Origin of the sequence: Weissella muntiaci (assembly GCF_008107635.1) — a bacterium.
In the GTDB taxonomy this organism is placed as follows: Bacteria; Bacillota; Bacilli; order Lactobacillales; family Lactobacillaceae; genus Weissella; species Weissella muntiaci.
Map to the genome: position 1 here is coordinate 89,332 of NZ_SDGZ01000010.1, position 26,442 is coordinate 115,773.

At 42.6% G+C, this 26,442-nt stretch carries 23 protein-coding genes; all 23 read right to left on the reverse strand.

Annotated features, from left to right (window positions below; genetic code table 11):
- Positions 1 to 8 precede the first annotated feature (8 nt).
- The 23 genes from pknB to ftsZ all read right to left on the reverse strand — a co-directional run bounded on the left by pknB (position 9) and on the right by ftsZ (position 26,429).
- On the reverse strand, positions 9 to 1,817 hold the full coding sequence (gene pknB / locus ESZ50_RS03370) for a Stk1 family PASTA domain-containing Ser/Thr kinase (protein WP_148622185.1): 1,809 nt from the start codon (positions 1,815 to 1,817) through the stop codon (positions 9 to 11).
- On the reverse strand, positions 1,817 to 2,560 hold the full coding sequence (locus ESZ50_RS03375; protein ID WP_148622186.1) for a Stp1/IreP family PP2C-type Ser/Thr phosphatase: 744 nt from the start codon (positions 2,558 to 2,560) through the stop codon (positions 1,817 to 1,819). Before ESZ50_RS03375 ends, pknB begins: the two co-directional genes overlap by 1 nt.
- Before the next feature lie 31 nt (positions 2,561 to 2,591).
- Complete coding sequence (rsmB, locus tag ESZ50_RS03380) at positions 2,592 to 3,965, reverse strand: 16S rRNA (cytosine(967)-C(5))-methyltransferase RsmB (RefSeq protein ID WP_148622187.1); 1,374 nt, start codon at positions 3,963 to 3,965, stop codon at positions 2,592 to 2,594.
- The gene (gene fmt, locus ESZ50_RS03385; RefSeq protein ID WP_148622188.1) at positions 3,958 to 4,911 is read right to left on the reverse strand and encodes a methionyl-tRNA formyltransferase; all 954 of its coding nucleotides are present in this window, start codon (positions 4,909 to 4,911) and stop codon (positions 3,958 to 3,960) included. Before fmt ends, rsmB begins: the two co-directional genes overlap by 8 nt.
- A 25-nt stretch (positions 4,912 to 4,936) precedes the next feature.
- A complete protein-coding gene (gene priA / locus ESZ50_RS03390; RefSeq protein WP_148622189.1) occupies positions 4,937 to 7,357 on the reverse strand; it encodes a primosomal protein N' in 2,421 nt (806 codons plus the stop codon).
- A 172-nt stretch (positions 7,358 to 7,529) separates the two neighbouring features.
- Complete coding sequence (locus tag ESZ50_RS03395) at positions 7,530 to 8,717, reverse strand: acetate/propionate family kinase (protein ID WP_148622190.1); 1,188 nt, start codon at positions 8,715 to 8,717, stop codon at positions 7,530 to 7,532.
- A gap of 92 nt (positions 8,718 to 8,809) precedes the next feature.
- Positions 8,810 to 9,799 carry a class I SAM-dependent methyltransferase gene (locus tag ESZ50_RS03400; RefSeq protein ID WP_148622191.1) on the reverse strand — a complete coding sequence of 330 codons (990 nt, stop codon included), beginning with the start codon at positions 9,797 to 9,799 and terminating at the stop codon, positions 8,810 to 8,812.
- A gap of 347 nt (positions 9,800 to 10,146) precedes the next feature.
- Complete coding sequence (locus ESZ50_RS03410; protein ID WP_148622193.1) at positions 10,147 to 10,581, reverse strand: type IV pilus modification PilV family protein; 435 nt, start codon at positions 10,579 to 10,581, stop codon at positions 10,147 to 10,149.
- 167 nt (positions 10,582 to 10,748) lie between these two features.
- Entirely contained in the window at positions 10,749 to 11,144 is a 396-nt protein-coding gene (locus ESZ50_RS03415) for a prepilin-type N-terminal cleavage/methylation domain-containing protein (RefSeq protein ID WP_148622194.1), read from the reverse strand.
- The gene (locus ESZ50_RS03420; RefSeq protein ID WP_148622195.1) at positions 11,131 to 11,451 is read right to left on the reverse strand and encodes a competence type IV pilus major pilin ComGC; all 321 of its coding nucleotides are present in this window, start codon (positions 11,449 to 11,451) and stop codon (positions 11,131 to 11,133) included. Before ESZ50_RS03420 ends, ESZ50_RS03415 begins: the two co-directional genes overlap by 14 nt.
- Positions 11,441 to 12,448, reverse strand: coding sequence for a type II secretion system F family protein (locus tag ESZ50_RS03425; protein ID WP_148622196.1), 1,008 nt, complete (start codon positions 12,446 to 12,448; stop codon positions 11,441 to 11,443). Before ESZ50_RS03425 ends, ESZ50_RS03420 begins: the two co-directional genes overlap by 11 nt.
- On the reverse strand, positions 12,429 to 13,346 hold the full coding sequence (locus ESZ50_RS03430; protein ID WP_148622197.1) for an ATPase, T2SS/T4P/T4SS family: 918 nt from the start codon (positions 13,344 to 13,346) through the stop codon (positions 12,429 to 12,431). Before ESZ50_RS03430 ends, ESZ50_RS03425 begins: the two co-directional genes overlap by 20 nt.
- 86 nt (positions 13,347 to 13,432) lie before the next feature.
- On the reverse strand, positions 13,433 to 14,893 hold the full coding sequence (locus tag ESZ50_RS03435) for an NCS2 family permease (protein ID WP_148622198.1): 1,461 nt from the start codon (positions 14,891 to 14,893) through the stop codon (positions 13,433 to 13,435).
- Between the two features lie 269 nt (positions 14,894 to 15,162).
- Positions 15,163 to 15,885, reverse strand: coding sequence for a YebC/PmpR family DNA-binding transcriptional regulator (locus ESZ50_RS03440; protein WP_148622199.1), 723 nt, complete (start codon positions 15,883 to 15,885; stop codon positions 15,163 to 15,165).
- 67 nt (positions 15,886 to 15,952) lie between these two features.
- Entirely contained in the window at positions 15,953 to 18,442 is a 2,490-nt protein-coding gene (recD2, locus tag ESZ50_RS03445; RefSeq protein ID WP_148622200.1) for an SF1B family DNA helicase RecD2, read from the reverse strand.
- Entirely contained in the window at positions 18,435 to 19,088 is a 654-nt protein-coding gene (locus tag ESZ50_RS03450) for a tetratricopeptide repeat protein (protein ID WP_148622201.1), read from the reverse strand. The genes recD2 and ESZ50_RS03450 overlap by 8 nt, the downstream gene beginning before the upstream one ends.
- Positions 19,089 to 19,100: 12 nt before the next feature.
- The gene (locus ESZ50_RS03455) at positions 19,101 to 19,763 is read right to left on the reverse strand and encodes a histidine phosphatase family protein (RefSeq protein WP_148622202.1); all 663 of its coding nucleotides are present in this window, start codon (positions 19,761 to 19,763) and stop codon (positions 19,101 to 19,103) included.
- Between the two features lie 180 nt (positions 19,764 to 19,943).
- Positions 19,944 to 22,739 (reverse strand): isoleucine--tRNA ligase, encoded by a 2,796-nt coding sequence (gene ileS, locus ESZ50_RS03460; RefSeq protein WP_148622203.1) that lies wholly within the window; start codon positions 22,737 to 22,739, stop codon positions 19,944 to 19,946.
- Positions 22,740 to 23,026: 287 nt separating this feature from the next.
- Positions 23,027 to 23,635, reverse strand: a complete 609-nt coding sequence (locus ESZ50_RS03465; RefSeq protein ID WP_148622204.1) for a DivIVA domain-containing protein — start codon at positions 23,633 to 23,635, stop codon at positions 23,027 to 23,029.
- An 11-nt stretch (positions 23,636 to 23,646) separates the two neighbouring features.
- Entirely contained in the window at positions 23,647 to 24,432 is a 786-nt protein-coding gene (locus tag ESZ50_RS03470; RefSeq protein WP_148622205.1) for a YlmH family RNA-binding protein, read from the reverse strand.
- Between the two features lie 2 nt (positions 24,433 to 24,434).
- Positions 24,435 to 24,695: a YggT family protein gene (locus tag ESZ50_RS03475; RefSeq protein WP_148622206.1), complete on the reverse strand. Its 261-nt coding sequence runs from the start codon at positions 24,693 to 24,695 to the stop codon at positions 24,435 to 24,437.
- 10 nt (positions 24,696 to 24,705) lie between these two features.
- On the reverse strand, positions 24,706 to 25,161 hold the full coding sequence (locus ESZ50_RS03480) for a cell division protein SepF (RefSeq protein WP_148622207.1): 456 nt from the start codon (positions 25,159 to 25,161) through the stop codon (positions 24,706 to 24,708).
- A gap of 14 nt (positions 25,162 to 25,175) precedes the next feature.
- Positions 25,176 to 26,429, reverse strand: a complete 1,254-nt coding sequence (ftsZ, locus tag ESZ50_RS03485; RefSeq protein WP_148622208.1) for a cell division protein FtsZ — start codon at positions 26,427 to 26,429, stop codon at positions 25,176 to 25,178.
- Positions 26,430 to 26,442: the final 13 nt, after the last annotated feature.

Genomic DNA, 26,442 nt, shown 5'->3' on the forward strand with positions numbered 1-26,442 from the left:
TTAATTAGTTAACTTGCACTTGAACTAGTTGTGTTTGACGAACTACTTCCTGACGATGTTGACGTTGATGACGACTCCGACGAACTCGAACTACTTTGTTCATTGGCACCCTTTGATACCGTCACATAAAGCGCCTGATTTTTTGTAATGGTTGTGCCAGCTGCAATACTTTGATTCATAATATTGCCACTTTGCACAGTGTCAGAATACGCTTGTGTATAGTTGACAATTACACCATTTTGACTTGCCCAATTTGACACATAACTTTGTGATTTATTACTAAAATCTGGCACAGTCAATTTAGCTTCCCCTGTTGAGACAACGAAAGTCACACTTGTATCGCCTGGAACTACTTGCTTCTCTGCCTTGACGCTTTGTGAAACAATATATCCGGCAGGATATATATCACTAGCAGCCTCTTCTTTATGCACGGTATAGCCCTTGGCACGTAGCTGACTAGCTACCGTTGTATAGCGTTCATTAACATAATCGCCAAATCGTTCTTTCTTGGGACCACTTGAGACAACTAGGTCAACGCTACTTCCTTTATCAACAACTTTATTGGCACCTGGGTTGGATCTAACAACCGATCCAGTTGTCACATTTGAAGCAGTTGTCGAAATTTTTCCAACTTTTAAACCGTCTTGTTTCAAAGTTTTCTCAGCAGCGCTTTGTGTCTGTCCATTCAAATTCGAGATTGTCACCCGATCTGGACTCATTGCACCAATTGCCCACAGACCACCCAGCAAAACTAAGATTGCCACGATAATCGCCAGAATGATGCGCCGCCTCTTCTTCTTCTTTTTCTTAGGATCTATTTTGGCTTTCTTACCATTCTCTGCCTTTGATGTCTTTGGTGCATCCTCATTTGTTGCTGCTTTGACAACTTCTGGAGTTGCACTGGTTAATTGCTGCACTTCATGCAAGGGCAACACCTTTGTAGCAGCCTCGGCCATTTCCTCACCAGGAAGCAACAACCGGCTCTCATTAACTCGGGTTGGTGAAAGTACTGTCACCAGATCCTCATTCATTTCATTAGCTGATACATAGCGTTGTAATGGATTTTTAGCGGTCGCACGAATGATCACGTTTTCCATTGCTTGAGGGATTCGTGCATCAATCTCACGAACTGATGGAATCGGCTCTTGCGTATGTTTAACAGCCACTGCGACTGGTGTTTCACCGTCAAAAGGCACATGTCCAGCCAACATCTCATACAGCATAATTCCTAGCGCGTAAATGTCTGAACGGACCGTTGCCGGTCGCCCCTTAACTTGCTCAGGTGACATGTAATGAACTGAGCCAATTGCTGAATTAGTCTGAGTCAATCCTAACGAGGTTTCAACTTGCGCAATCCCAAAATCAGTTATTTTTACCTGACCATTACTAGCAATTAAAACATTCTGGGGCTTCAAGTCACGATGAATAATTCCATGTTCATGTGCCTCAGCCACACCTGCCAAAATTTGACTCATAATGTCAACAATCTTAGAAAAGGAAATTGGATATTCATCCTGAATATAATGTTTTAAATCCGTTCCATCAACAAACTCAGAGACGAGATATTGGTCATCATCCTCGTCGCCGAAATCATATATTTGAACAATATTAGGATGGTTAACTTCCGCAGTTGCGGCAATTTCATTTTCAAAACGCTTCCTTACAACATCCTTGTCTCGCAGATCAAAGCGTAAAATTTTTACCGTCACATCACGTTGCAATATCGTATCAAAGGCCCGGTAAACATTTGCCATCCCACCTTCGCCAATCGGCGCAGTGATTCGATATCGATCACCAATTAACTGGTTTAATTTCATCAGACTTGATCCTCGCTCTCCTGATAACCCAAAAGCACTGTTACATTATCAGGTCCACCACCTGCGTTAACATTCGTTATTAGATTCTCAACCGCCGCTTTTTGGGACGGTGCATGTTCAATTTCCGTAATGATTTCTCGATCAGACAGAATCTTTGGTAGTCCATCAGTCGTTAACATCAATAGGTCATCAGCCTGTAAGGCAAATTCATAAATATCAAGCATAACATCTTCACCAACACCTAAAGAACGCGTAATAATATGGCGTCCCGGATGTTCAGCTGCCTGATCAGCTGTAATTGCTCCTTGGCGTAATAACTCTCCCGCCAAGTTATGATCCTCTGTAATTTGACGCAATTCTCGATTCCGTAATAAATACGCCCTCGAATCACCCAAATTAGCAATAATAACTTGGTCGGCCAAAATAATAGCCACTACTAGGGTTGTTGCCATTCCCTTCAAGGTCTTATATCTTCTACCTGCATTTAAGATTGTTTCATTTTCTTGCGCTGCCATCGTTTCTAACCAGGCACGCCCTGCCGCCGCGTCGGCAACATCTGTAATACGCCATTCATTACCTAGATGTAAAACTGCCATCGTTGAAGCGACATCACCACCAAACTCGCCACCAACACCGTCAGCGACGATTGCCAGTTGACTGCCACTAGTATTAACGAATACATCAACATAGTCTTGATTATCAGCTCTTACCCGTCCGCGATCAGACGCATATGTGATTTTCATGTTGTTATTGGCCTCTCTGTTTTCCTACAAATTATGCTTGCTTCTCCAAGGTCGCAATAAAGAACCCGTCTGATGCAAAATCGTCAGGGAACATATGTACCATACCACGGTCATCACTTGCATTCAAACCAAATTCTGTATATGTTGGCACTAATTTAAACTCTGTGTGTTTAGCTAAGAATTGATCAATCACATCTTCGTTCTCGATCCGTAAAATCGTACAAGTCCCATATACAAGTCGGCCACCGACCTTCAGTTTATCGGCAACTGCGTCCAAAATGGCTGTTTGAACCTTTTGTAAGCTCATGCTATCCGCCATCGTTTTACCATAACGGATTTCCGGCTTACGACGCAATAGACCGAAGCCTGAGCAAGGAGCGTCAACTAGTACGCGATCAAAAGTTTGGTCAGCAAATTGCTCATCGACCTTCCGAGCATCCAATTTCAAAGCCTCAATACGATCGGCAACATGAAGCCTTTCTGCATTTTGATTGATCAATGCAACTTTGTGATCATGAATATCCAACGCTGTAACTTTTCCGCCAAGCGTGGTATCTAGATATGTTGCAATTTGGGTTGTCTTACCACCAGGAGCCGCTGCCGCGTCCAAAACTTGATCAGCGGGCTGGATCTGTAAGCTTGGCGCCATCAACATTGCCGATTCATCTTGTAATGTTACCCAACCATCTTGGAATGATTCCGAGCTTGCAACGTGACCGCCATGTAAAATTAGGGCCTCAGGCGCGACCTTTGAACGTTCAACGGTAAAGCCTTCTTCGATGAGTCGCTCAATTGCCGCTGAAACCGTCGTGACTGCCAAGTTAACGCGCGCTGATTGAGCCGGCGCATCATTGACTGAACGGGCAATTTTCTCCATCTTTTCAAAACCAAGTTCTTGCTCTAATTGCTTAATTAGCCATTGCGGTAATGAAGTTTCAATTGATAGTCGTTCAATTGGATCAGCAATTGTCTCAAATTCTGCCAGTCCCTGCCGATCAATCGCATGTAGCACGCCAGTTACAAATTTACGAACTCCGTCGTGGCCTCGGCGCTTTGCAATCGTAATAGTTTCATCAAAAATTGCATGTTTTGGAACTTTATCCAAAAAGGCAAGTTGGAAGATCGCCGTATACAGTAATTCCCGCACCCATGGATCAAGTTTATTTGGATCTTTCACAAATGGCTTCAACCAAAACTCTAACGTCATACGCCTTTGAATAACACCATAAACAATTGTTGTTAACAAAGTTACGTCACGACCCTCAAGTTTCGATTGCTTAATCATCTGATTCAATTGCAAGTTTGAATATGCTCCATTTTGGACACGTTCTAAAGTTCGAATCGCCAGTGCCCGTGTGTTTGATAGTTCCCACGATGCAATTGTGTCATTATTTCCCTTAGTCATTTGAAATCACCATATCTCCTTGGTCAAACTTTGCACGCCCATTTAAGTAGGCTGTAACGTCCATCTTAGGCTTTCCAGCTGGTTGTAGTTCGTCGATTGCAAGCACACTTCCAGATCCTGCTGCCAAATATAATTCGTGCTTAGTTTTGCGTACCACCGTTCCAGGAAGAGCCACTGTCTCCAAATCAACTAAATGCGTCTTTTGAATTTTGGTTCTAACGCCATTAATGATCGTATGTGCAATTGGAAACGGATATAGTCCGCGAACATGATTGTTAATTGTCATTGCATCCTTGGTAAAATCAAGCACTTCTTGCTCCGGTGAAATATTTGGCGAGAAGGTTACCAGCGCTGGATCTTGTTCGATTGCCACATTGGTACCCGCAATTAATTCTGGCAAGGTCTCCAGTAATAGATCACGACCGAGAATGCTTAGCTTTTCAAACATTGTACCAGTATTATCATCTGCCTCGATAGCAATCTTTGCCTGTGACAGTACCGCTCCTGCGTCCATCTCCTTAATCATATACATGATTGAAACCCCAGTTTCCTGGTCGCCATTCATCACTGCATAATGAATCGGTGCGCCTCCACGATACTTAGGCAGCAAAGATGCATGCACATTGATTGCCCCAACTTTCGCTGATTTCAATAATTTCGTTGGCAGGAACTGACCATATGCCGCCGTAATCAACAAATCCGCCTCCAAGTCAATAATCTCCGTTAATTCGGTACTTCCAGACAACTTTGCTGGTTGAAAGACTGGAATGCCGGCCTCAACCGCCGCCTGCTTAACGGGTGTGGCAGTCAAAACATGTTTACGGCCGACTGGGCGATCCGGTTGTGTCAAAACAGCGATCACATCATAAGCTGAATTATCAATCAAGGCTTTCAAAATCGGTACTGAAAAGTCTGGCGTTCCCATAAATACAATTCTTGTTGTCATAGTTATTTTCCTTCATGTTGATTAATTAGATGAAATTATTTGGATCGCGATCAATGTTTAAAATGACGCCCTGCTTTTGTAGCCGTTGCGCTGCCACCATTAATTCACTAAGTGCATCATTTAAACCTGGGTCGGTTTTAAATTTAATTAAAATTCGATAATAATATTTATTCTTAAGCCTTGTAATTGCACCAGCAGCCGGGCCAAGCATCGTGGATTCGCTAGCAAGCTTTTGTTTTAACCAATTAGCGGTCTGATAGGCCACTTTGGCAGCCGTTGCCTGATCCTCATGTGCAATTTTAATCTGAACGGTGTAGAAATAAGGCGCATATTGCCAAGTATGCCGCAATTGCATCTCATACTTATAAAAGGCCTCAAAATCCTGCTGACTTGCTAGCTGGATGGCATAATGGTCTGGGTTAAAGGTTTGAATTACAACCTCGCCTTGCTTTTCCGCCCGTCCAGCTCGACCGGCCACCTGGGTCAATAACTGAAAAGTCCGTTCAGCCGCTCTATAATCTGGCACACTTAGAGACGTATCGGCATTTAAGACTCCTACCAAGGTAATATCTGGAAAATCCAAACCTTTGGCAATCATTTGCGTTCCAAGTAAAATATCAGCCTTTTTATTACCAAAATCAGCTAGCATTTGATCAATTGCGCCTTTTTTTCTCGTTGTATCCACGTCCATCCGAATAATTCGTGCTTGTGGTAAGTACGCTTGTAAAGCCGCTTCCACTTTTTGGGTTCCTGCTCCATAAGGACGAATCCGCTTTGAGCCACAAACTGGGCATTCGTGTGGAATTGGCTCAGAATATCCACAATAATGACACTCGAGTTTCCCAGTGTCACTGTGCATCGTCAATGCTAGATCACAGTTCTTGCATCGTGGCACATATCCGCAATCGCGGCACATTAGGTAATTAGCATACCCTCGCCGATTCAAGAGTAACACGCTTTGCTCACCCTTATTTAAGCGATCAACTAATTTTTCAGCCAAGATTGGTGAAAATAATTCATCCGAACCATTCTGCAGAGCCTCGCGCATGTCAACAATTGTCGCATTCGGCAAGACACCTTGCTTGGCACGCTTCGTTAATTGTAATAGCTCATAGCGGTGCTTTTGTGCACGCGCACGCGTTTCTAGCGATGGCGTTGCCGAACCTAAAACGACAACAGCCTGATGATATTCGGCCCGCCACATTGCCACATCACGAGCATGGTACCGGGGATTCTCATCTTGTTTGTATGAACCTTCATGTTCTTCATCAATGATAATTAAGCCAATATTCTCTAGCGGTGCAAAGATTGCCGAACGTGCTCCGACAACGACGCTGACTTCACCACGTTTGATTCTACGCCATTCATCATACCGTTCACCATCGGAGAGACCGCTATGCATCACGGCAACTTGGTCGCCAAAACGGCCTTGAACTCGTCGCATCATCTGAGGTGTTAGGGTTATTTCGGGCACCAACATCATCGCAGTTCGCCCTTGTTTAAGGGTTGCAGCAATTGCCTGCAGATAGACTTCAGTCTTTCCCGAGCCCGTGATTCCTTCTAGTAAGAAAGTTTTTGTTTGGCGTAAATCGGTCGCCTTAGCAATCTTTTGAAAGGCGTCCATTTGTTCCGAATTCAACGTTAAGGGTTGCGTTGGCACAATTGGACTCGTCAATTTAGGTAAGCGATACACCTCTATCTTGGTTCTTTCAAGCCAACCAGCCTCAACTGCATGGGTGATTACACTAGCATCCCCCTTAATCATCTTTAACACTTCACTTTGTGGCTGATAATCGTTGGGCATGTCTTTCAAGTAGCTCAGTAGTCGGGCCTGCTTTTTGGCATTTGGACGTAGGGCCTTCCGTAGATCATCATAGGCTTGCGTAGCGAGCAACGGCTTCACTGCAAGAACTGTCTTTTCTTTCGCTTGATTATCAACGACATATCCAATCTGAATATGGTTCAGACGAAGTTCATGTTGAATGTTTGTTAACAAGATATCCGGAACGTTGTCGGCATCATATGGAATTGCATTTCGATCGACAAATAACTGTTTGACCAACGGATCTTCAATTAAGTTCAAATCAATTACTTGCAATACTTTCGAGTACTTTGCGCGCATAACATTCGGTAGCATCATTTGTAGCACGCTAATTTTGAAAGCAAAGTTCCGTTCAGCCAGCCACGCTCCCAAAGCCAATAGTTCATCATTCAAGACTGATGTTGGTTCGATCAAGTCGACCACTGTCTTCAACTTTTCGTCCTCGACTACATCTTCAACAATTTCAACTACAAAACCCTGAACCAAACGATTTCCGCGTCCAAAGGGAACTCGAACACGCATTCCTGTCTCAATTAGCATTTCCAATTGTGCCGGAATCAGATAAGTATATGGCTGATTTGTCTGCATTGTTGGTACATCTACAATTATTGATGCATGCTTCATATCTGCCTCCTCTGAAATCTAACTATCAAATAATTCACTTTCTAATCATTTTAACAAACAAGTCAAAAGTTCCCTAATTTTACCGGTCAACTGCCCCACTACAATAAAGGACGAATGATACCAAAGCTAACTTCGGTATCATTCGTCCTTCGTTAAATCAATTTTATCAAGACTACTTTTTCATCAATTCTTGCACATCACGTGCAATCATCAATTCTTCATCCGTAGCAATCTTCATTACAGTTACCTTTGAATCTGCACCAGAAATGATCATCTCATCATCACGCTTCTTGTTTTCCTCAAGGTTAATCGTAATGCCCATGTAAGCCAAACGCTCCATGATTTTCTCACGAATCTCCGCACCGTTTTCACCAATTCCAGCAGTGAAGACAATCGCATCCAAACCACCCATTTCAGCAGTATATTCACCAACATAACGAACTACGCGGTTAATAAACATCTCGATGGCCAAGGCAGCATGTTCGTTAGTTTCCTCAACTTCTTCCAAATCACGCATGTCAGAAGAAATCGTTGAAATTCCCAACAAACCAGACTTTTTGTTCAAAACATTCAACATCTGTTCGTTAGTCAAACCCTCACGCTCTTGGATATAATATACCAAAGATGGATCAACGTCTCCAGTACGAGTAGCCATCATTACACCGGCTAACGGAGTGAAGCCCATTGAAGTATCAAATGAAACCCCATCCTTGATTGCTGTTACAGATGCACCAGCTCCCAAATGTAAGGTAATCATCTTAAGATCCTTTAGGTCACGACCCATTACTTCAGCACCACGATGAGCAACGTAACGGTGTGATGTACCATGCGCACCATACTTACGTGCTCCATACTTTGTGTAATACTCGTATGGCAAGGCATATAGATAATGCTCACGTGGCAATGTCTGATGGAAGGCTGTATCGAAAACCGCAACCGCAACTGCATCAGGTAGCAATTCTTGGAACACACGGATTCCCATGGCATTGGCTGGGTTGTGCAATGGTGCGTATGATGCCAAACGCTCAATCTTATTCAAAGCATCTTCATCAATGATGTGTGACTTATTAAACCACTCACCACCGGCAACAACACGGTGTCCTACACCCACAATTTCATTGAATTGTTCGATGATACCATGCTCTTGTAATTGGCTCAAAAGCAAATTGATTGCTCCTGCATGATCATTAATATCTTGCGTTAGCTCTACTTTTTCTCCATTGAACTTCAATGTGAAGATTGAATCATTCAATCCGATCCGTTCAACTTGCCCTTTTGCAATTACTGTTTCAGCAGGCATCTCAATCAATTGAAATTTCAATGATGAAGAACCGGCATTAACTGCCATAATCTTTGCCATGTTTGTTGTCTCCTCTGTAACTTGTTCAAAATATCTATACCATTTTAGCATAAATAAACCGCCAAGGCGGTAAATTCTTACCTGAATATCTTTTACAACTGATTATCAGTCAACCATTCCGTTAATTCGGACAAGAAACGCTGTGTTGCTTCTTGATCAATATAAGATGGAATATCAGCCAGTAGCACTGGACTTGCTTGCTTCACACTTGACCCTTGCTTTTGCAAGACTAATAATGCTTTTGCATTTGCAGCATTGGCAAACATTTTACCTGGGAAGCGCATAAATGCCTGCATATAAACATGATCTGCTTGGATCAATTGCAGCAAATCAGTTGCCTCATTTTCAAAAATTCTTGCTGGCACCAAGAGTAAAGCCGTTCCACCTGCTTTAAGCAACTCAACTGCTTTTTCGATTAGCAAATGATGCACGTACGATAATTCATCAGCTTGGTTTGCCGTAACAAAATTAGCTGGTGCCGTTTTAGGATAATATCCAACTGGCAAATCACCAATTACGATATCGAATGTATCAGCCTGATCCAGTTGCATTGCATCTTCATGGATCAATTCCCATGATTGTTCTAGCAAGCCTGCAACTCCGCTAGCCAACGTAATCAACGTATCATCATTTTCAACAGCAACGTACTCATTAACGTTTGTCAGGCTCTGAGAAACTGTCGCAAGCAAGTTCCCCGAACCTACGCCCAAATCCAGAATTTTTGCATTTTGCTTATCGCCTATTAGATGATTCACTAAGTACGCAAACCACATTCCAATTGCATCTGGAGTCACTTGATAATTAGCCTGTAACTGATCTTGGCGTTGAGTAGCGACTAATAATAACTGCAAAACCTGGCGTCGACCATCCCCTGCTAGTTCAGAAAATTTAGCTTGCTCCACTGTATCTTTGATACGATCAATCTTTTCCCGATCAAGCAGGGCTAATTGCTCGTCTTCTTGCCCTAACATCAATTCAAACAGAATCAAAACTGCCTCAATTGCTGATAAGTCAAGCGCTGAAGCTATCTCTGTTTGAGCCTGTTTCAAGTTGACAATCGTATTCTCAATTGCTTCGTACATACTGATCTCCTAAACTCGAATAATATATTCAAGTTTAAGCCCTAAACTGTATAAATAACAAGTGTTACCTCCATTACTTCGGTAAAGAATAAAAATAATCAAAGCTCCGCCCTTTAAATCGAAAAGTTTCTCCACCTACATAAGATATGCTGCGTCCTGCTTCACCGAAAACTATCCCAACCGGCGGTCGCATCTTTTTTACACACAAATATTTATATAGATCGCGCTCACAAAGATAATAATTTCTTTGATTGAGCATGCTTTGATTAAGCATAGTAGCCAGTTGACAATAAAACATTAAAACCGCCAACAGCACTGTCATCAATGTAACGAATGCAAGCAACACACTAGCTTTTCTGACCATAATACAAATATCCTCGGCAATGACTTTGATCAATGGTGATTCGAAATAAAATTCGATGGTTTTTCAAATCCTTTTCAAAAACTAAATTTCGAACGGTTTTGGCAATAAATAGCTGTCCACCCGCCTGTGTTTTCAAAACCAAATTATTTCTAACCACTATTAATGTGCAACAACCATATTGTCGATTGGTAAATACTAGATATTCTTTTGCCAGTTGTTCTAATTTACTCACCTTTAAAATTGCATTGATTCTTTGACATACTTGTTCCATTTGCACACCGGTTCGTTTTCGATCTTGTCGCACAATTAATTTATGCGTAAAAATCATCAATTCGTTAAACGAAATCATCACGGTTGCAAAGATGGCCAAGGCTACCATCGCTTCAATTAGGCAAAACCCGTCTCGTCTGTTCTTCATCCCATCTCCTACGCATTGTCTGAGCCTGGTCGCGCGAAGTCGCTGTTTCAGTTTTCAGTATATTTTGATATCTGAGTGTCTGCTGTACAAATTGTAAGACCGAGCCCACAACCAACGTAAATAAACATAGACCAACCAATCCCTCAAAAATTGCACTAGCTTTGTGCTTACCTAAAATCATAGGTCCCACCTCCAAGCTGAAAAACCAGTTTTTTTGTCCGTCCGGACAGCCTCTCTTTAAATTTTAGCGTTGCCGGTCGTGTTCCAAGCCCCTCACGCCTGATTACCGTGAAGAAACCTTCATTAACAATCTGCCAGTTTACCGGCAAGCAGATTGATGTCTCAGCTAACCATAATTTATGGTTACCATTAGTCCTAACGCTAAATTGTGCTTGTCGTGCAAGTAACTGAATGAAATTATAATGAAATTCGCGTTCAAAATTCCTCCAGTTACCCGATCGCTTTGCTTCTAATTGATAACATCCGAACAATGTAATGCTGCATACAATCATCAAGGCCAGCAAAGACTCAAACAAAGTAAATCCACGCCTATTTTTCAGCATACTTAGCAAGGTTGTTCTCAATACCAATATTCAACTGGCGAAGTCGCTGGCCCTGTGCACTCGTCAAATACCGATTTCCGGCTAGTAATTTATCAATCGTGACCACTTGCTCACCATATTCGTCTTGATACAGCTCGATCTGCGTTTGCAATGTCTGAACCATTGCCCGAGCTTGTTTAGCTTCGGCTTGTTGTTTAACCCGCGCCAGATTCGGCATTACTAATAACAGCAAAAGACTAATAATAAACATCGTTGTTAGTACTTCGATTAAGGTAAATGCCTTCCGAGAATATTTTTTAGGCTTCAAGAATCCCCTCCATTTTGGCGTACATCGGAATTAATAGCATTGCATATAAGCAAATCACAATCAGTGCGATCACAACAAAAAAGACTGGTTGCACGACATTAATTAATCGATTAATTCGTTGATTGAGTGCGTCAAATTCATACTCTGCAAGCCGTTGTAGATCCGCACCGATCGCCGCAGGCTTTCGACCACTTTGAAACAAATTAGCCATCCCAGCCGGCAGCAAATCATTATGTTGAATTAAACTCATCGAGCTGCCCCCTAATAACAACTCATTCTTTGCTAGTCGTGCTAATTCGCGAAAGAGACTATTTTTTGCTGTTCCAGCCCCATATTCAATAATCTGGGCTAGCCCTACACCATTCTGCAAAAGCAGACCTAAGTGAAGACCGAATCGTGCTGTTAGCCACATCCGGTAGCAGGTGCCGAATATTGGTAACTTGATCAAACGGTGCATCTGGTCAATTGCGGACACCTTATGAAAGGTCCACCAAGTAAACCACGTTACTGGCACCGCCAACAACAACATAATCCCAAAAGAAAATAAGAGCGTCTTCATATCCAAGTAATCCACACCTGCTCCTTTATTCAATGGGAAAATGTATGTTACAAAAATCAGCATCAGACAACCTGTAACTGACAGCAAACAAATCGGATAACACATGGTTTGTTTTAATCTTTGCCACTGTGCGACGTTCGTCGTAATCCGTCCGCCCAAAGTTCTCAATAGACTAACCAAGTCGCCATGGAGTTGTGCAAATTCCAATTCAACAGTTATGGTCGTACTTAGATATGGTCTAAGCACTAACGCAAAAGAATCACCAGCTTGCAGGGCTTTTTGCATGTCGATAAGAGCTTTTTTCTGCTTTGGTAAGATGACCATCATCAAATCAAGTGCCTGCTTAAGTGAATACCCAACTACCACTAATTGACCTAATTCCGTGAGAAAGAACGCCTGTCTTTGTAATGGCCACCGGTTATGTCTGGTGTATTTCATAGGCGAAATCCTTTTTCTGTTTTAGCAGTTGTCGCGTCATTTGAAATCCAGCAAAATCAAGATCAACTACCGCTCGTCCCTCCTGGAATATCAACCGTTGATAGCCCATGCCAACAATAACTTCCGTTAACTGTTGTTCTTGAACTCCTAAATCCAGTAGTCTAAGCCAAATTCCGCGAGTGGATCGAGCATGGATTGTGCTAACAACTAGGTGTCCTGATAGGGCCGCCTCTATTGCTAACTTGGCGGTATCTTGATCACGAATCTCTCCGATCATGATGACATTAGCTCTTTGACGTAATGCAATCCTTAAAAGTGCATGATAGGTTAGATCAGCCGCATGGTTAACCTCCAATTGAATATAGTTGCTATTGAATAATTCAACTGGTTCTTCAATCGTTAATATTAGTCGTTCTTCCGCCAATTCATTAAGCGCCGCATGTAGAGTTGTAGTTTTACCGCTCCCCATCTGACCGGCCAGCAATACCAGTCCTTGTTGACTCGACAAGGTTTGGCAAAGTCTTCTAAAATCCGCTCGCCTCTGCCAATTCAACTCAGTCATCGCTAATGGAAACAAAAGCCGGACAACTAAACTTTCTAACCCACTTACCGTTGCAACAGCAGCAACCCGTAACCGGATCATATAACGTTCACTGGTAAAAGCCCAACCACCAACCTGTGGCCGGCGACACTCACCGATATCCATCTGTGCCTGGTATTTGATATATTGAATTAATTGTTGACCCTCGCTTTGTAACAAAGTTGCTAGTTGTTCAAAACGCATACCATTCGCCAGCATGAGTCGATATCCAGCCACACCCGGAATCAAATAAAGATCACTCGCCCGTTGCTGAATGGCAGTGTCCATATAGCCAGAAAACCTCTCACTCCACTCCATATCCTACCTCCTCACTTTAAAATGACACCAGTATACGAGCATATATCAAAAAAACGCCGACCAAATTTTGGTCGACGTCTTGAACTTTATTTACTATTTAACGCTAGTACAACGAAGTTAATTAAGAAGAGTGCCGTAATGACCCACAACACCGGACTAATTTCGTGATATTTACGTCGAAGTGATTTCACCAAAATGTAGAAGATGAAACCAGCAGCGATCCCGTAAGAGATTGAATAAGAGAATGCCATGAAAGCTGCTGTGAAAAATGCTGGAATTGCAATTTCGATATCATTCCAATCAATTTGTGTAAACTCATTCATCATCATAATTCCAACCATCACGAGAATTGGTGCTGTTGCAGCACTTGGAATTACGTTTACAAATGGCGCAAAGACAATCGAAATCAAAAAGCCAATCGAAATCACAACCGAAGTCAAACCTGTGCGACCACCAGCCTTAATTCCCGCTGATGCTTCAATAAAGGTTGTCGTATTTGAAGTACCAAAGATTCCAGCAAACATTGTTGCGAAAGTATCAGCAACTAAACCACGATCCATCTTTGATTTAAAGCCTTTACCTTCATAGAATTCTTTTTGATCGGCCTCTGAGAAAATCCCCGTTGATATTCCAGTTCCGATAAACGTTCCGATTGCATCAAACAAACCAGATAGTCCCATTGAAAATACAGTTAAGATAACAATCAAAATATGTGCTGGTGTATCAAACATTGACCACAAGCCTTGACTACCAAGCGCTTGACCGAAGATCATTCCGAAATCTTTGAAAGTTGTTCCGAAAGCTGCAAAGCCACCAATATGTGTGTTTGTAACACCCATTGGAATTCCAATAATCGTTGTAATGATTACCGAAATAATGAAGGCTCCAGGGACCTTCTTAATTACTAACAAAATTAAAACGATTAAGCCAATCAAGGCCAGTAGGACTGCTGGTGTATTAAATAATGTAATCATTGGTGTCGTACCGGAACCTGATACAACACTTGTGACACTGTCATGAACCTTTTGTCCATGATAAGCAACATCATTTACCTTCAAAATACTTGAGCTACTGATATTGAAATTTAAAAAGCCAGCATTATTCAAACCGATATAAGCGATGAATAGCCCAATTCCGGCTGCAATTCCATGCTTTAATTGATCAGGAATCCCTTTAACAATCATCGAACGTACTTTAGTCAAAGTGATAATAACATCAACTAAACCAACCAAGAAAACCATTCCCAATGCTTGTTGCCAAGTGAACCCGAGACCAAATACGATGGTATAGGTAAACATCGCCTGCATCCCGAGAGAGGGTGCCAAAGCATAAGGTAGATTGGCAAATAGCCCAGTAATCAATGTACCAGTCACGGCCGTTAGAATTGTTGCCAAGAAAACCCCTTGACTAGGCATTCCGGTTAAAGCCAACACTGCCGGATTCAAGAAAATAATGTATGCCATTGCGACGAAGGTTGTAATACCTGCAACCACTTCGGTCCGCACGGTTGTTTTATTCTCAGATAACTTAAAAAATTGCTCTAACACGATTCGGTCTCCTAAAATATCAGCCATCCATCTTTTGCCACGACTGAAAAAAAGAAAAAACGGCGCAAAGCATCCAAAAATGCACAGCGCCGTTAATCCAAAGCGGATTCCCTTTTAAGGAGTCTGTGGCAAAACACGTTAACGACTCTATATGAATTTGTTCTTATAACATTAACGCGATTACTTTGATCTGTCAATTACCTTTACAAATTCTGCTCACAAAAAAATTCGATGTAGCCAAACCACATCGAATTCTTCCATTAGCTTATTTACTCAGCTGTAGTGAAAACTGCTTGCACGTCGTCGTGCTCTTCAAGTTCATCAACCAAACGAGCCAATGATTCTTGCTTGTCCTCAGGAACATCCATTGGATTTTGCGCAACCAAAGTTACTTCGTCGTTTTGCAAAACGTAACCAGCTTCTTCCAAAGCCTTACGAACTTCTGGGAAAGCCTTAGGATCAGTATAAACTTCAAATTGATCATCAAAAGTCTTCACATCATCAGCACCAGCCTCTAATGCTGCCATCATGACTTCATCTTCATCAAAATCAGAATCCTCTGGTCGCTCAATTTCCATGTAACCCTTACGGTCAAACTGGAAAGCAACCGAACCACTCGTTCCAAGCTCACCACCGAAGTGCTTAAATGCTGAACGTACAGCTGCTGCAGTACGGTTTGTGTTATCGGTCAAAACCTCAACCACGACACCGACACCAGCTGGTCCATAGCCTTCATAAGTCAACTCTTGATAGTTCGCACCACCAAGACCAGTTGCCTTATCCAAAGCACGTTGAATGTTATCCTTTGGCATGTTGGCAGCTTTAGCCTTGTCCATTACCAAACGCAAGGCTGCGTTTGAATCAGGATCAGCTCCACCAGACTTTGCTACTGTATACAAATCACGTGAAAGCTTTTGGAAAATCTTTCCACGCTTTGCATCTTGGGCATTTTTACGCCCTTGTATGTTGTGCCACTTACTGTGTCCTGACATGTCAGAAACCCCTTTTCAATCGAATTATAACGCTTTATTTTATCATATTTATTTTATTTTTTGCAAATTAATTCATAAAACTATACGGTGACAATTGATCCATCCCAATATTTGGATCAATTTCAGCTCCATCAATTTTAGCCAAGGTTAAATTATAATCAACCACCTCTGGAGCCGTAACCACCGGAGCCACCAGCGATACCTCATCCGTTGTCACATGGTCGTCCGTTTGCTCAACTTCTAGTACGACCGTTTCACCTGTTTGCGCCTGTTTGATTCGCTCTTGAAGGGTTGTTTGACGATTTATGCCCTCAGTAGCCGTTGCCCGTTGAAAGGCACTTTCCTCACCAATTAATACAAGCGATTCAGCCGCCCTGGTCAAACCCGTATATAACAGGTTTCGCTGTAACATCCGACTAAAATAATTGACCAAAGGCATGATTACCAACTTAAATTCGGCTCCCTGCGCTTTATGAATCGTTGTTGCGTATGCCAAGGTTAGCTGATTGAAATCCTGACGCACATAGGTTACCTCACCCGCATCAAAGGTTGCGGTTATCACATCAACTTTTTCCGGGTTAACCTCATCCTTAGCATATAAAATACTGGTAATGTAGCCAATGTCACCGTTAAATACATTATGCTCGGGATCATTACTTGTCTGCATCACCTTGTCGCCTACCCGAAATGAAAAGTTTAAATCGCCATATTTAATGTTGATTTCTCGTTTCTTGGGTGTCAGAGGGTTGAAAATCTCCTGTGCAATCTGATTCAAATTATGCACACCGGCCGCTGATTTATACATCGGTGCCAAAATCTGCATATCGGCAACCGAATTACCTTTATCACGCCAAGATTCCGCAATCTTTCCCACCAATTTAGGAACAGTTTTCAAGGCTGCTGGAAAAAACGAACGATCAGTTTGACGCACGGCAAAATCGGCTGGCAACTCACCGTGCTTAACAGCTGAAGCGAGTTCAACAATCGTTGACCCCTGCCCTTGTCGATGAATTAATTCTAGTTCACGATAATTTAAGAGACCCGTTGCTAATAAATCAAAAAATACTCGGCCAGGACCGACCGAAGGAAGCTGATCCTTATCGCCAACGAGAATAATTTGCATTCCAGCGGGAATTGCTTCCAGCAACAAAGCAAATAATTGTGTATCAACCATCGACATCTCGTCAATTACAAGTAGCCGTCCGGTCAATTCTTCAATATCTAAGGCTTCACCACTCTCTCTGCCTGTGATTCCAAGTAACCGATGAATGGTCGAAGCAGGTAGACTCGTTGCTTCTGCTAGCCTTTTAGCAGCGCGCCCAGTCGGTGCAGCCAGCAAAATTGCTTGATCAATTTCGTCCGGCTTCAGCCCATCACGCCTTAGCAATCGTCGATATGTTGCTACAATTCCATTAACAATCGTGGTCTTACCAGTTCCTGGTCCACCAGTTAAAATAAACAGGTTCGAGGTCAAAGCTGCAACCATCGCATCCTCTTGGGCCTCGTCATAAGCAAAACTTTGTGTTTGCTCCACAACTTTGAGTTCTGTCACCACATCCGCTCGTTTAAAGGTGCCGGTTGTCCGCTTTGTTAAGGTCACCATCTTCTCCGCAATGACTTGCTCTGCTTCAAAAACTGGCCGCATATAGAGGCGTGAGCCATCGGCAACAATGATTCCGGCAGCTGTTAAGGTTACTAGCGCACGTTCAATCAACGCCGAACTAATTGCGACATTTTGACTTTGCTCCAAAAGACGCTGTACAGCCACAATCAAAGGATCAAGTTCAACAAATGTATCTCCCGCCCCGAAGGTCACTGCATTGAGTGCGGCAACCGTTCCGGCCTGAATTCGCCGTGCATCTAAGGGGTCCATGCCCTGTTGCTGTGCAAGCTGATCAACTCGATTAAAAGATACCCCTTCTATGTCTAAGATCAACTGATAAGGATTTTCTTTTAAAGTCGGTAAGGTTTCTAATTGATATCTTTGGTAAATCTGAGTTGCTAGTGCCGCGCCAAATCCGTAGTCATTTAAAGCGATAATTGCACGCTCCATACCATCAGATTGCCGCAATTGAGTTAACAACGTCTCTTTTAATTTACTTGATAGCTCTAAATCATCCAAAACTTGTTCATCAGCTAAGATTTTATCAATCGCTTCAATTCCTAATGCATCAACAATTTTCTTAGCAGTTGCCTTACCGACGCCCTTGAATTGCTCAGATGATAAGTAATTAACTAAACCTGATGATGTCGATGGGGCCTGCTTTGTATAGTTACTGGCAGCAAACTGGATTCCATATCGAGCATGGTTAGTTACACGCCCTTTGAACTCATACCCCGCGCCAAGCTGAATATCGCCAAATGAACCTGTTACAACCAATTCTTCCTCATCAAAATCAATATTCTGTTCAACGACCTGAATCCTTAAAACCTTATAAAAACTATCTTGTGCTGCAAACATAATTGCCTGCACTTGTCCTGCCACAAAGGGTTCTGTTTGATTTTCAGTTACCTGATTCACATCTTCATCAAACAAAAAGACTTCATCATCATTCATTATCCGATTGCCCCGCTAATAATTGGGTGATCTCGTCAAGCCGTTCTGCCTGCACTTGAAATTTCGAAGCGTCAAGCTCTTTAGCTTTAATTAGCCAGTGATTATCTACGTCACCCTTCACAACAGCGACAATTCCCCGTGCAAAATTGGCGTCAAAATTCTCTGGTTCGATTACCAACGCTGCATCAAAGGCTTCTTGTGCTTCCCAACTATTTTGTAGAGCCAGCCAGATATTGCCCAACAGGATCTGTGCATCTAGATCGGTTGCATCTTGTTCAACCCCCGTCAATGCAAAAACAAGGGCTTGCTGGAACTTATTCTGCGCATACCACCCTTGAGCCTGCATCATCGTTGCGTCATGCGTCAATTTAGCATCGTCAATCTGATTGAAAAATTGATTTGCCTGCGCATATTCCCCAGCCGAATAGTACACATTTCCCAAAGCATAGAAAATATGTGGCCGGGCCAGTTTATCCTGTTCGAACAAGCCAAGGGTCTTCAACGCCAACTCTTCTGCTTCTGGATAATTCTCGGTAATCATTAACACATTGATTAGATCAATATAAGCCTCCCAATTGTTTGGTTCTTGATCAATCTTTGCCACTAAATTTTTAATATCCAATTGTGCTGCTTCTGCTGGCGTCATCTGACAACCTCCTTAAATTGTGTTGGATGCATCCGATTCAACACCTAGATACGAAGTATCATTGCGAATAACTTCTTTGAAATTAATTCCATCATCTGTTGTTAAAATTGAGGTACTTGTGTTGCCTAAGCCACCCCGTGCTCTAATTTGATCCAATGGAATACCTAATAACGCACCCATTCCTGCAGTCAATGCCATCCCATGGCTGAAAAAAATCAGGGTTCGGTCAGGACCACCATATTGCTCAATTGCCATCTGAATTGCTGCCGTAAAGCGTGCTTGCACCTGTTCAAAGGTCTCAGATCCTATAACCTGAGTAGCCTCAAAACGTTCCGGATGATGGCGATAAGCATCATACATCCGTGGCCATTTGGCCTTAACATCGTCAAAGGTCATCCCTTCCCAAACACCCATTGTAAATTCTTTTAAACCGGTTAATTCTGTAAGTTCAGGAATATGCTTCAAGTTTTTAAGCGTTAATTCGGCTGTCGTTTTTGCTCTTTTAATCGGACTAGAAAATGCATGATCAAAATTTATGTCTGCTAAATATTGGCCGAGCACGGAAATCTGTTGTAATGACTCGGCTAATAAAGGCGAATCACCACTCGCCCCTTGAAAGCGGCCCTCTTCGTTCCACTCTGTTTTACCATGCCGAATAAAATATAACGTTGTCATCCTGTACTCCATTTCTAATTAACTAGTCTCTATTATAACAATTTATTGGCCCGTAAAAAAAGCAACATCCTTCCTCAAAATTCACGTTGAAATAAAAAACCTAATTGAATATGGTAATTGGCCCAAACATTCCAATCACCCTATACTCAATTAGGTTTTATTTTAGATACTATCTAAGAATTAATCTTCAAAGCCTTCTTCTAAGGCTAATGGATAATTCTCACGAATAATACTTGCCTCGTGTGCTGACAACATTGGAAAATCTGGATCCATTCCCAAGTCAGTGTGATACATCCGATCACGCGGTGACATCGCCCCAGCAGCCTTGGCAACGCTTAACTGATAACCGTCATATTCTGCGACATCAGCTGGCGCATCAACAGCCTTGGCGTAGTGCAATTGTGACACCATCAAGACAACCCGTACGTCCTGTCCTAAACTTTCTAATAAGTCATTTTGGGCATCAGTTAGATAAAGTGTCAAAGCGGCCTCAGCTGGCTTACCAATCAACTTAGCATCTCGAGCAACCTCCAAAGCCTTATTCGCGGCATCTCGCAAAACCATGAATTCGCTCCAGTTAGCCAATAGCTTTGACACATCACCCAAGTTTTCCACCACTGGCATCTCTGCCAAGTAAGCAAAATCACTCGTCTCGAACTCCATGTACTCATGAATCTCTTCAGCCGTATGTGGCAAAACCGGCAAGATTAATTGTTTCAAATCAGCCAATACCTTATACATAACTGTCTGAACTGAACGACGAACATGGCTATCGGCTGCTTCAACGTAAAGAATATCCTTTGTGAAGTCCAAATAAAATGCAGATAAGTCAACATTAATAAAGTTGATCAATTGCTTGTAGATATCTTGGAAATCAAAATTATCGTACGCAGTCTTCAAACTAGCGACAAACTCATTAAAACGGGCATAGAAATATTGGTCCACCGGCGTCAAATCAGCATATGCTACCGCGTCTTCGCTCGGCGTAAAGTCAGCTGTGTTGGCCAACAAGAACCGCATTGTGTTACGAATCTTACGATAAGACTCCGAAACAGTCTTTAAGATCTCCATCGACACCTTCATATCAGCTGATGAATCAACCGTAGTTACCCACAAACGGATAATCTCAGCTCCCATTGTTTTCACAACTTCATTCGGTGAGATTGTGTTACCCAATGACTTAGACATCTTATCGCCGTTTCCATCAAGGGTGAAGCCTTGTGACAAAACCTTCCGGTATGGCGCTTGACCAGTTACCGCTACCGATGTGATCAATGATGAATTAAACCAACCACGATATTGATCAGATCCTTCCAAGACCAAATCGGCAGGGAACTTGAGATAATCACGAGCGTTCATGACTCCTTGATGTGATGTACCTGAATCAAACCAAACATCCATGATATCCATTTCTTTGGTAAAGATCCCATTTGGTGAATGCTCATTTTGATAACCAGCCGGCAAAAGTTCACTAGCCTCTTTTTCAAACCAAATATTTGAACCATGCTCTGCTACCAATTCTGCGACGTGATTGATGATTGTTTCATCAACAATTGCAGTTCCGTCTTCAGCATAAAAGATTGGTAGCGGTACACCCCATACACGTTGGCGTGAAATAACCCAGTCGCCACGATCACGGATCATGTTATACAGACGCTTCTTCCCCCATTCGGGTTGGAAAGCTACTGTATCAAGTTGATCCAGGATATCTTGTCGGAACGAATCAATTGAAGCAAACCATTGTGGCACAGCACGGAAAATAACAGGCTTTTTAGTCCGCCAATCAAATGGATATGAATGCAAAAGTTCTTCCTGTTTCAAAAGTACGCCTGCATCAGCTAATTTCTGCAATGAAACTGCATCGGCATCTGAATATAGCAACCCAGCAAAATCAGCTCCAGCTTCCGCGGTCATCCGTCCTTGATCGTCAACTGGCACAGCAATTTCCAAGTTATAACGTTGTCCAATCAAATAATCATCTTCACCAAAACCAGGCGCCGTATGCACCAATCCAGTTCCAGCTTCTAATGTAACATGATCACCGTTCATAACCAGCAACTCAACATCCATAAATGGGTGTTGCGCCGTCATATACTCAAGCTCATGCCCTTTAAGTGTTTTAACAATTTCGTAGTTAGCCCACTCAAATTTGTCAGCTACCTGCTCTAACAATTCCTTAGCAATCACATATTTCTTTTGATCAGCTTCGGGCTGTACAACGACATAGTCGAAATCAGCATTAACTGAAATTCCTCGTGAAGCTGGAATCGTCCAGGGTGTCGTTGTCCAAACCACAAAATACGTGTCATTATCAAGAATGCCTTTACCATCCTTGACCTGTTCTGCGTAAAAGGCTGTTTGGGCTGTAACATCATGATACTCAATTTCAGCCATTGCTAAGGCTGATTCCGATGACCATGACCAGAAGACCGGCTTCTTACCTCGGTAGATCAAGCCCTTACCGGCCATTTTCCCAAAGACACGTAGTTGCTCAGCTTCGAACTCTGGTAACAATGTCATGTAGGGATGATCCCAGTCTGCCGAAACACCTAAACGCTTAAAATCTGTCATCTGAATTTTAACTTGCTTACGAGCAAACTCTTCTGCCATCTTCCGCCAGATTACGGGGCCAACCTTTTTACGGTCTTTTCCAGCCTTTGTCAATTGTTGCTCGATTGGCAAACCATGGGTATCCCAACCTGGTACATAAGGCGCATAAAAGCCATTCATCGACTTATATCGAACAATGATGTCCTTCGAAATCTTGTTTAGTGCATGCCCCAAATGAATGTTTCCATTCGCGTATGGAGGTCCATCGTGTAACATGAACGATGGCTTACCTTCATTCAACTTTTGGCGAGCTTCATAAACTTTATTTTCAAACCAAACATTCTCTCGTTGAGCTTCAGTTTGAGGTAAGTTTCCCCGCATGGGAAATTTGGTCTTACCCAGATTCAAAGTATCTTTGAGTTTCATACGTTTTACCTCTTCGTCAAATTTATAGATTAAAATGCCATTAAATAAAAAAGTCCCGCGCCAGCAATGCTAGCGCGGGACGTCACTTGTAACGTGGTACCACCCGAGTTCATGACAGTCTTCTGCCACCTCATTGTGTATTTAAATGTTCTCTTACCGATAAGTAATTTGCGTAACTTTGCCGGACTCACACCATCCCCAGCTCGCTTTAAAGAATACAAATAACCGTTTAATTAAGAGATTAATACCAATCATACTCAAGTCCCCCCACAAGTTCAAGTAAAAAATTACTTTTGCTCGTCGGCTGGGAAAACTACAACAGTTTCAACTGCTGGCTCAACTGGTGCTGCAGAGGCAACTGGTTGAACAGGTGTGCTTTGTTGTGACATTGACTTTGCTGGTGCTGTAAAACTAGCCCATTCGTCAGTCTTTAATAGATCAATCTGAGCTTGTAGCATACCTTCAAGCTTTGACTTGAAAGTAGTCATGTCCTTCTCCAAGGCTTCATGCTGTACAACCAAGCCTTCGTTCTTACGTTGACTATCACTGATCAATGCATTGGCCTTAGTGTTGGCTTCCATTACGATCCGTTGGGCTTCAGCTTGTGCTTGTTGCAAGGTTGCTTCTGATTCAGCTTCTGTTTGCTTCTTCAAACGATCGGCAGCCTCTTGGGCAATCAAAATTGATGAATTAACAGATTGCTTCATCTCTTCAACCTGTGATGAAGCTGCATCGGCATCTGCCAACTTAGTCTTCAACATTGCGTTCTCTTGCATCAATGCATCATAATCTGTTACAACCTGATCCAAAAATTCATTAACTTCTGTCCGGTCATACCATTTACTAGAGCGGGTTGTAAATTCCTTAGCGTGAATCTCTTGTGGTGTTAATGCCATAATACTACTCCTCATTTCTTAATGACGGATAAGGTTACCCGCCACTTTTCTTTTTTAGTTAATCCATTTTCTGCAACAATCTTAATTCGGCCAAACTTCCGTACTGATATCATATCATTAATCGCCAAGCTATAATCAGGTCGATCAACAGTCGTCCAATTTACCCGAACTTGCCCACGCTCAACTAACTCTTTCGCATGAGCCCTAGAAACATTATACCCATTTGCTACAATGTTATCCAATCGCAAGGATGAAACTGTCATTTCCAGCGTTTCCCAATCGTCTTGTGCGGTCTGTAAATCGGACAAGTCAATCGGGATAAACCTCACCTTGGTTTTACCAATATGATCCATGGTCGTTTCAATATAGGAAACCATTGCAGTCGTGCTTACAAATTGCCAATGTCCATCATCTGTGCCAATTACATCCCCAAATGCATCACGCTCTAATCCATTATGGATTAAGGCGCCCATAATCGTACTATGATGTAACTCTGCAAATTTTGCTGGATAACTGATCTCAATTGCGGCCAATTCGAAATCGGCCACGGTTGGCTCATAATAACTAGGATAGATTAATCCTCGCGCCATTTCAGCGCTTGCATTTCCGCCATTATGTAATAACTTTAGTTCATCATATGAATTAACTAAAGTTTCCAATATAAATCTTTCGCGGGGATTTAAAAATTTTGTCAACACCGGTCGATATTCATCGAGCACCTGTCGAATCTGTCCCTGCGCAATTTCAATAAATGTCTTTTCACTAGGGCGAAAATGTTGAAAAACATTTTCATTCATTCCTAAAACCCTCGACTAATCATCTGAACGCCCATCTGCGCCAATTGAAGTAAAATAATTGCCAACAATGGCGAGAAATCAAGCATTCCCGTTCTTGGCATAATCCGCCGAATCGGGTCAACGACGATTCCAGCTACCCGGCCGAGTAAACGACCAAAACTAGATTGACTAGCGCCTGGTAACCAGCTCATCAATGCCCAAATCAAAATAATAAATTCAAAGGCTCGCAAAATTAGCGATATTGCCAATAGAATATAAATCATAGTTGCTGTCCTAACTAAACTGTTGGGTCAAATTTTGTGAAACCGCCCCAGAGATTTTGAAGCTCTTAGGTGTAAATAAGAAGATTCGCTCACCGATTCTTGTGACATCACCTTCGATGGCTTCAGCCGCTCCCGACATAAAGTCAATAATACGACGAGCTTGGGTCTCATCAATCGAACCAAAGTTTACAATTACAGCCTCGCCAGATAGCACTTGTTGCACAATCGCCTTGGCATCTGAGAAAATGCGTGGCTCATACAACGAGATCTTTGAAGAAGCGTCACGTTGTCCGTCCATATTTAACACATTTGGTCGTCGACTAGCAGCTGGACGGGCAGAACTTGCATTTGCTGCAGTTGCCGTTTCATCCAATGCTTCGCTTTCATCAATGTAAGTCTCAGCTTGATTATCATCTTCTTCGTAGTATTCATCTACACCAAACAAATTTTTAAAACTAAATGCCATCTTAGAACCTCTCCTTACTTATCGCCACGGTTTTTCCATGAAAAGAAAGCAGGACGCTCGATTTCCGCATCAACTGCTGCATCAGCATTCACATCAGTCTGTGGCATCGCCTGCGGTGCAGGTTGACTTGAACCAAATGCTTCATTACCAGCAAGTGGCATATTATCAACTGCTGGAGTGTTAACAACATTCCAGTCCGCAAATGGATCCGTCGACTTAGGTTGAGCTACAGGTTGTTCAACCTGAGGCGCTGCTTGCTCAAAAGGGCTCACAGTACTTTGGTTACCAACTTGTAGTTCAGGACGTGAAGTTACAGGACGATCAATTCCGGTTGCAATTACAGTTACCTGTAATCCTTGCATGTCCATATCCATCGTTGTACCGAAAATAATATTTACGTCATTTCCAGCAGCAGCTGTTACAGCATCAGCTGCTTCTTGTGCTTCAAACAAAGACATATCCATGCCACCCTTGATTGATAGCAATACGTTCTGAGCGCCTTCAATCTTAGCTTCCAACAATGGTGAAGCAATTGCCTTACGAGTAGCTTCAGCCGCCCGGTTTTCACCTTCAGCGGCCCCAATTCCCATCAAGGCAGTTCCTTGGTCTTCCATGACTGTCTTAACATCCGCAAAGTCCAAATTGATTAGACCAGGGTTTGTAATCAAATCTGAAATACCAGCGACACCATTCTTCAAAACATTATCAACCATCTTAAATGCTTCTAGAATAGGAGCTTTCTTATCAACAACCTGTAGTAAGTTGTTATTGGCAATCACGATCAATGTATCAACATTATCCTTTAACTTTGCCAAACCTTCAGCAGCGGCTGTCCCACGACGAGGCCCCTCGAATGAGAATGGCCGTGTAACAACACCAATTGTCAATGCACCCAAATCTTTGGCAATTCGAGCAACTACTGGAGCAGCACCAGTTCCAGTTCCGCCACCCATACCAGCAGTCACAAAGACCATATCAGCACCTTTAAGTGCTTCAGCAATTTCTTGTTCACTCTCTGTTGCAGCTGTCTCACCAACTTCAGGTCGTGCCCCAGCACCAAGACCACGAGTTGCTTTTGCCCCGATCTGAATCTTGTGCTCTGCTTGTGAGCGTTCTAGTGCCTGTGCATCAGTATTTGCAACGATAAATTCAACACCGCCAACACCTTCATTGACCATTTCATTGACGGCATTACCGCCACCGCCACCGACACCGATAACTTTGATAGTCGCACCATATTGTTGGTTATTGTCGATTTGGAAATCCATAACGAGCTCCTCT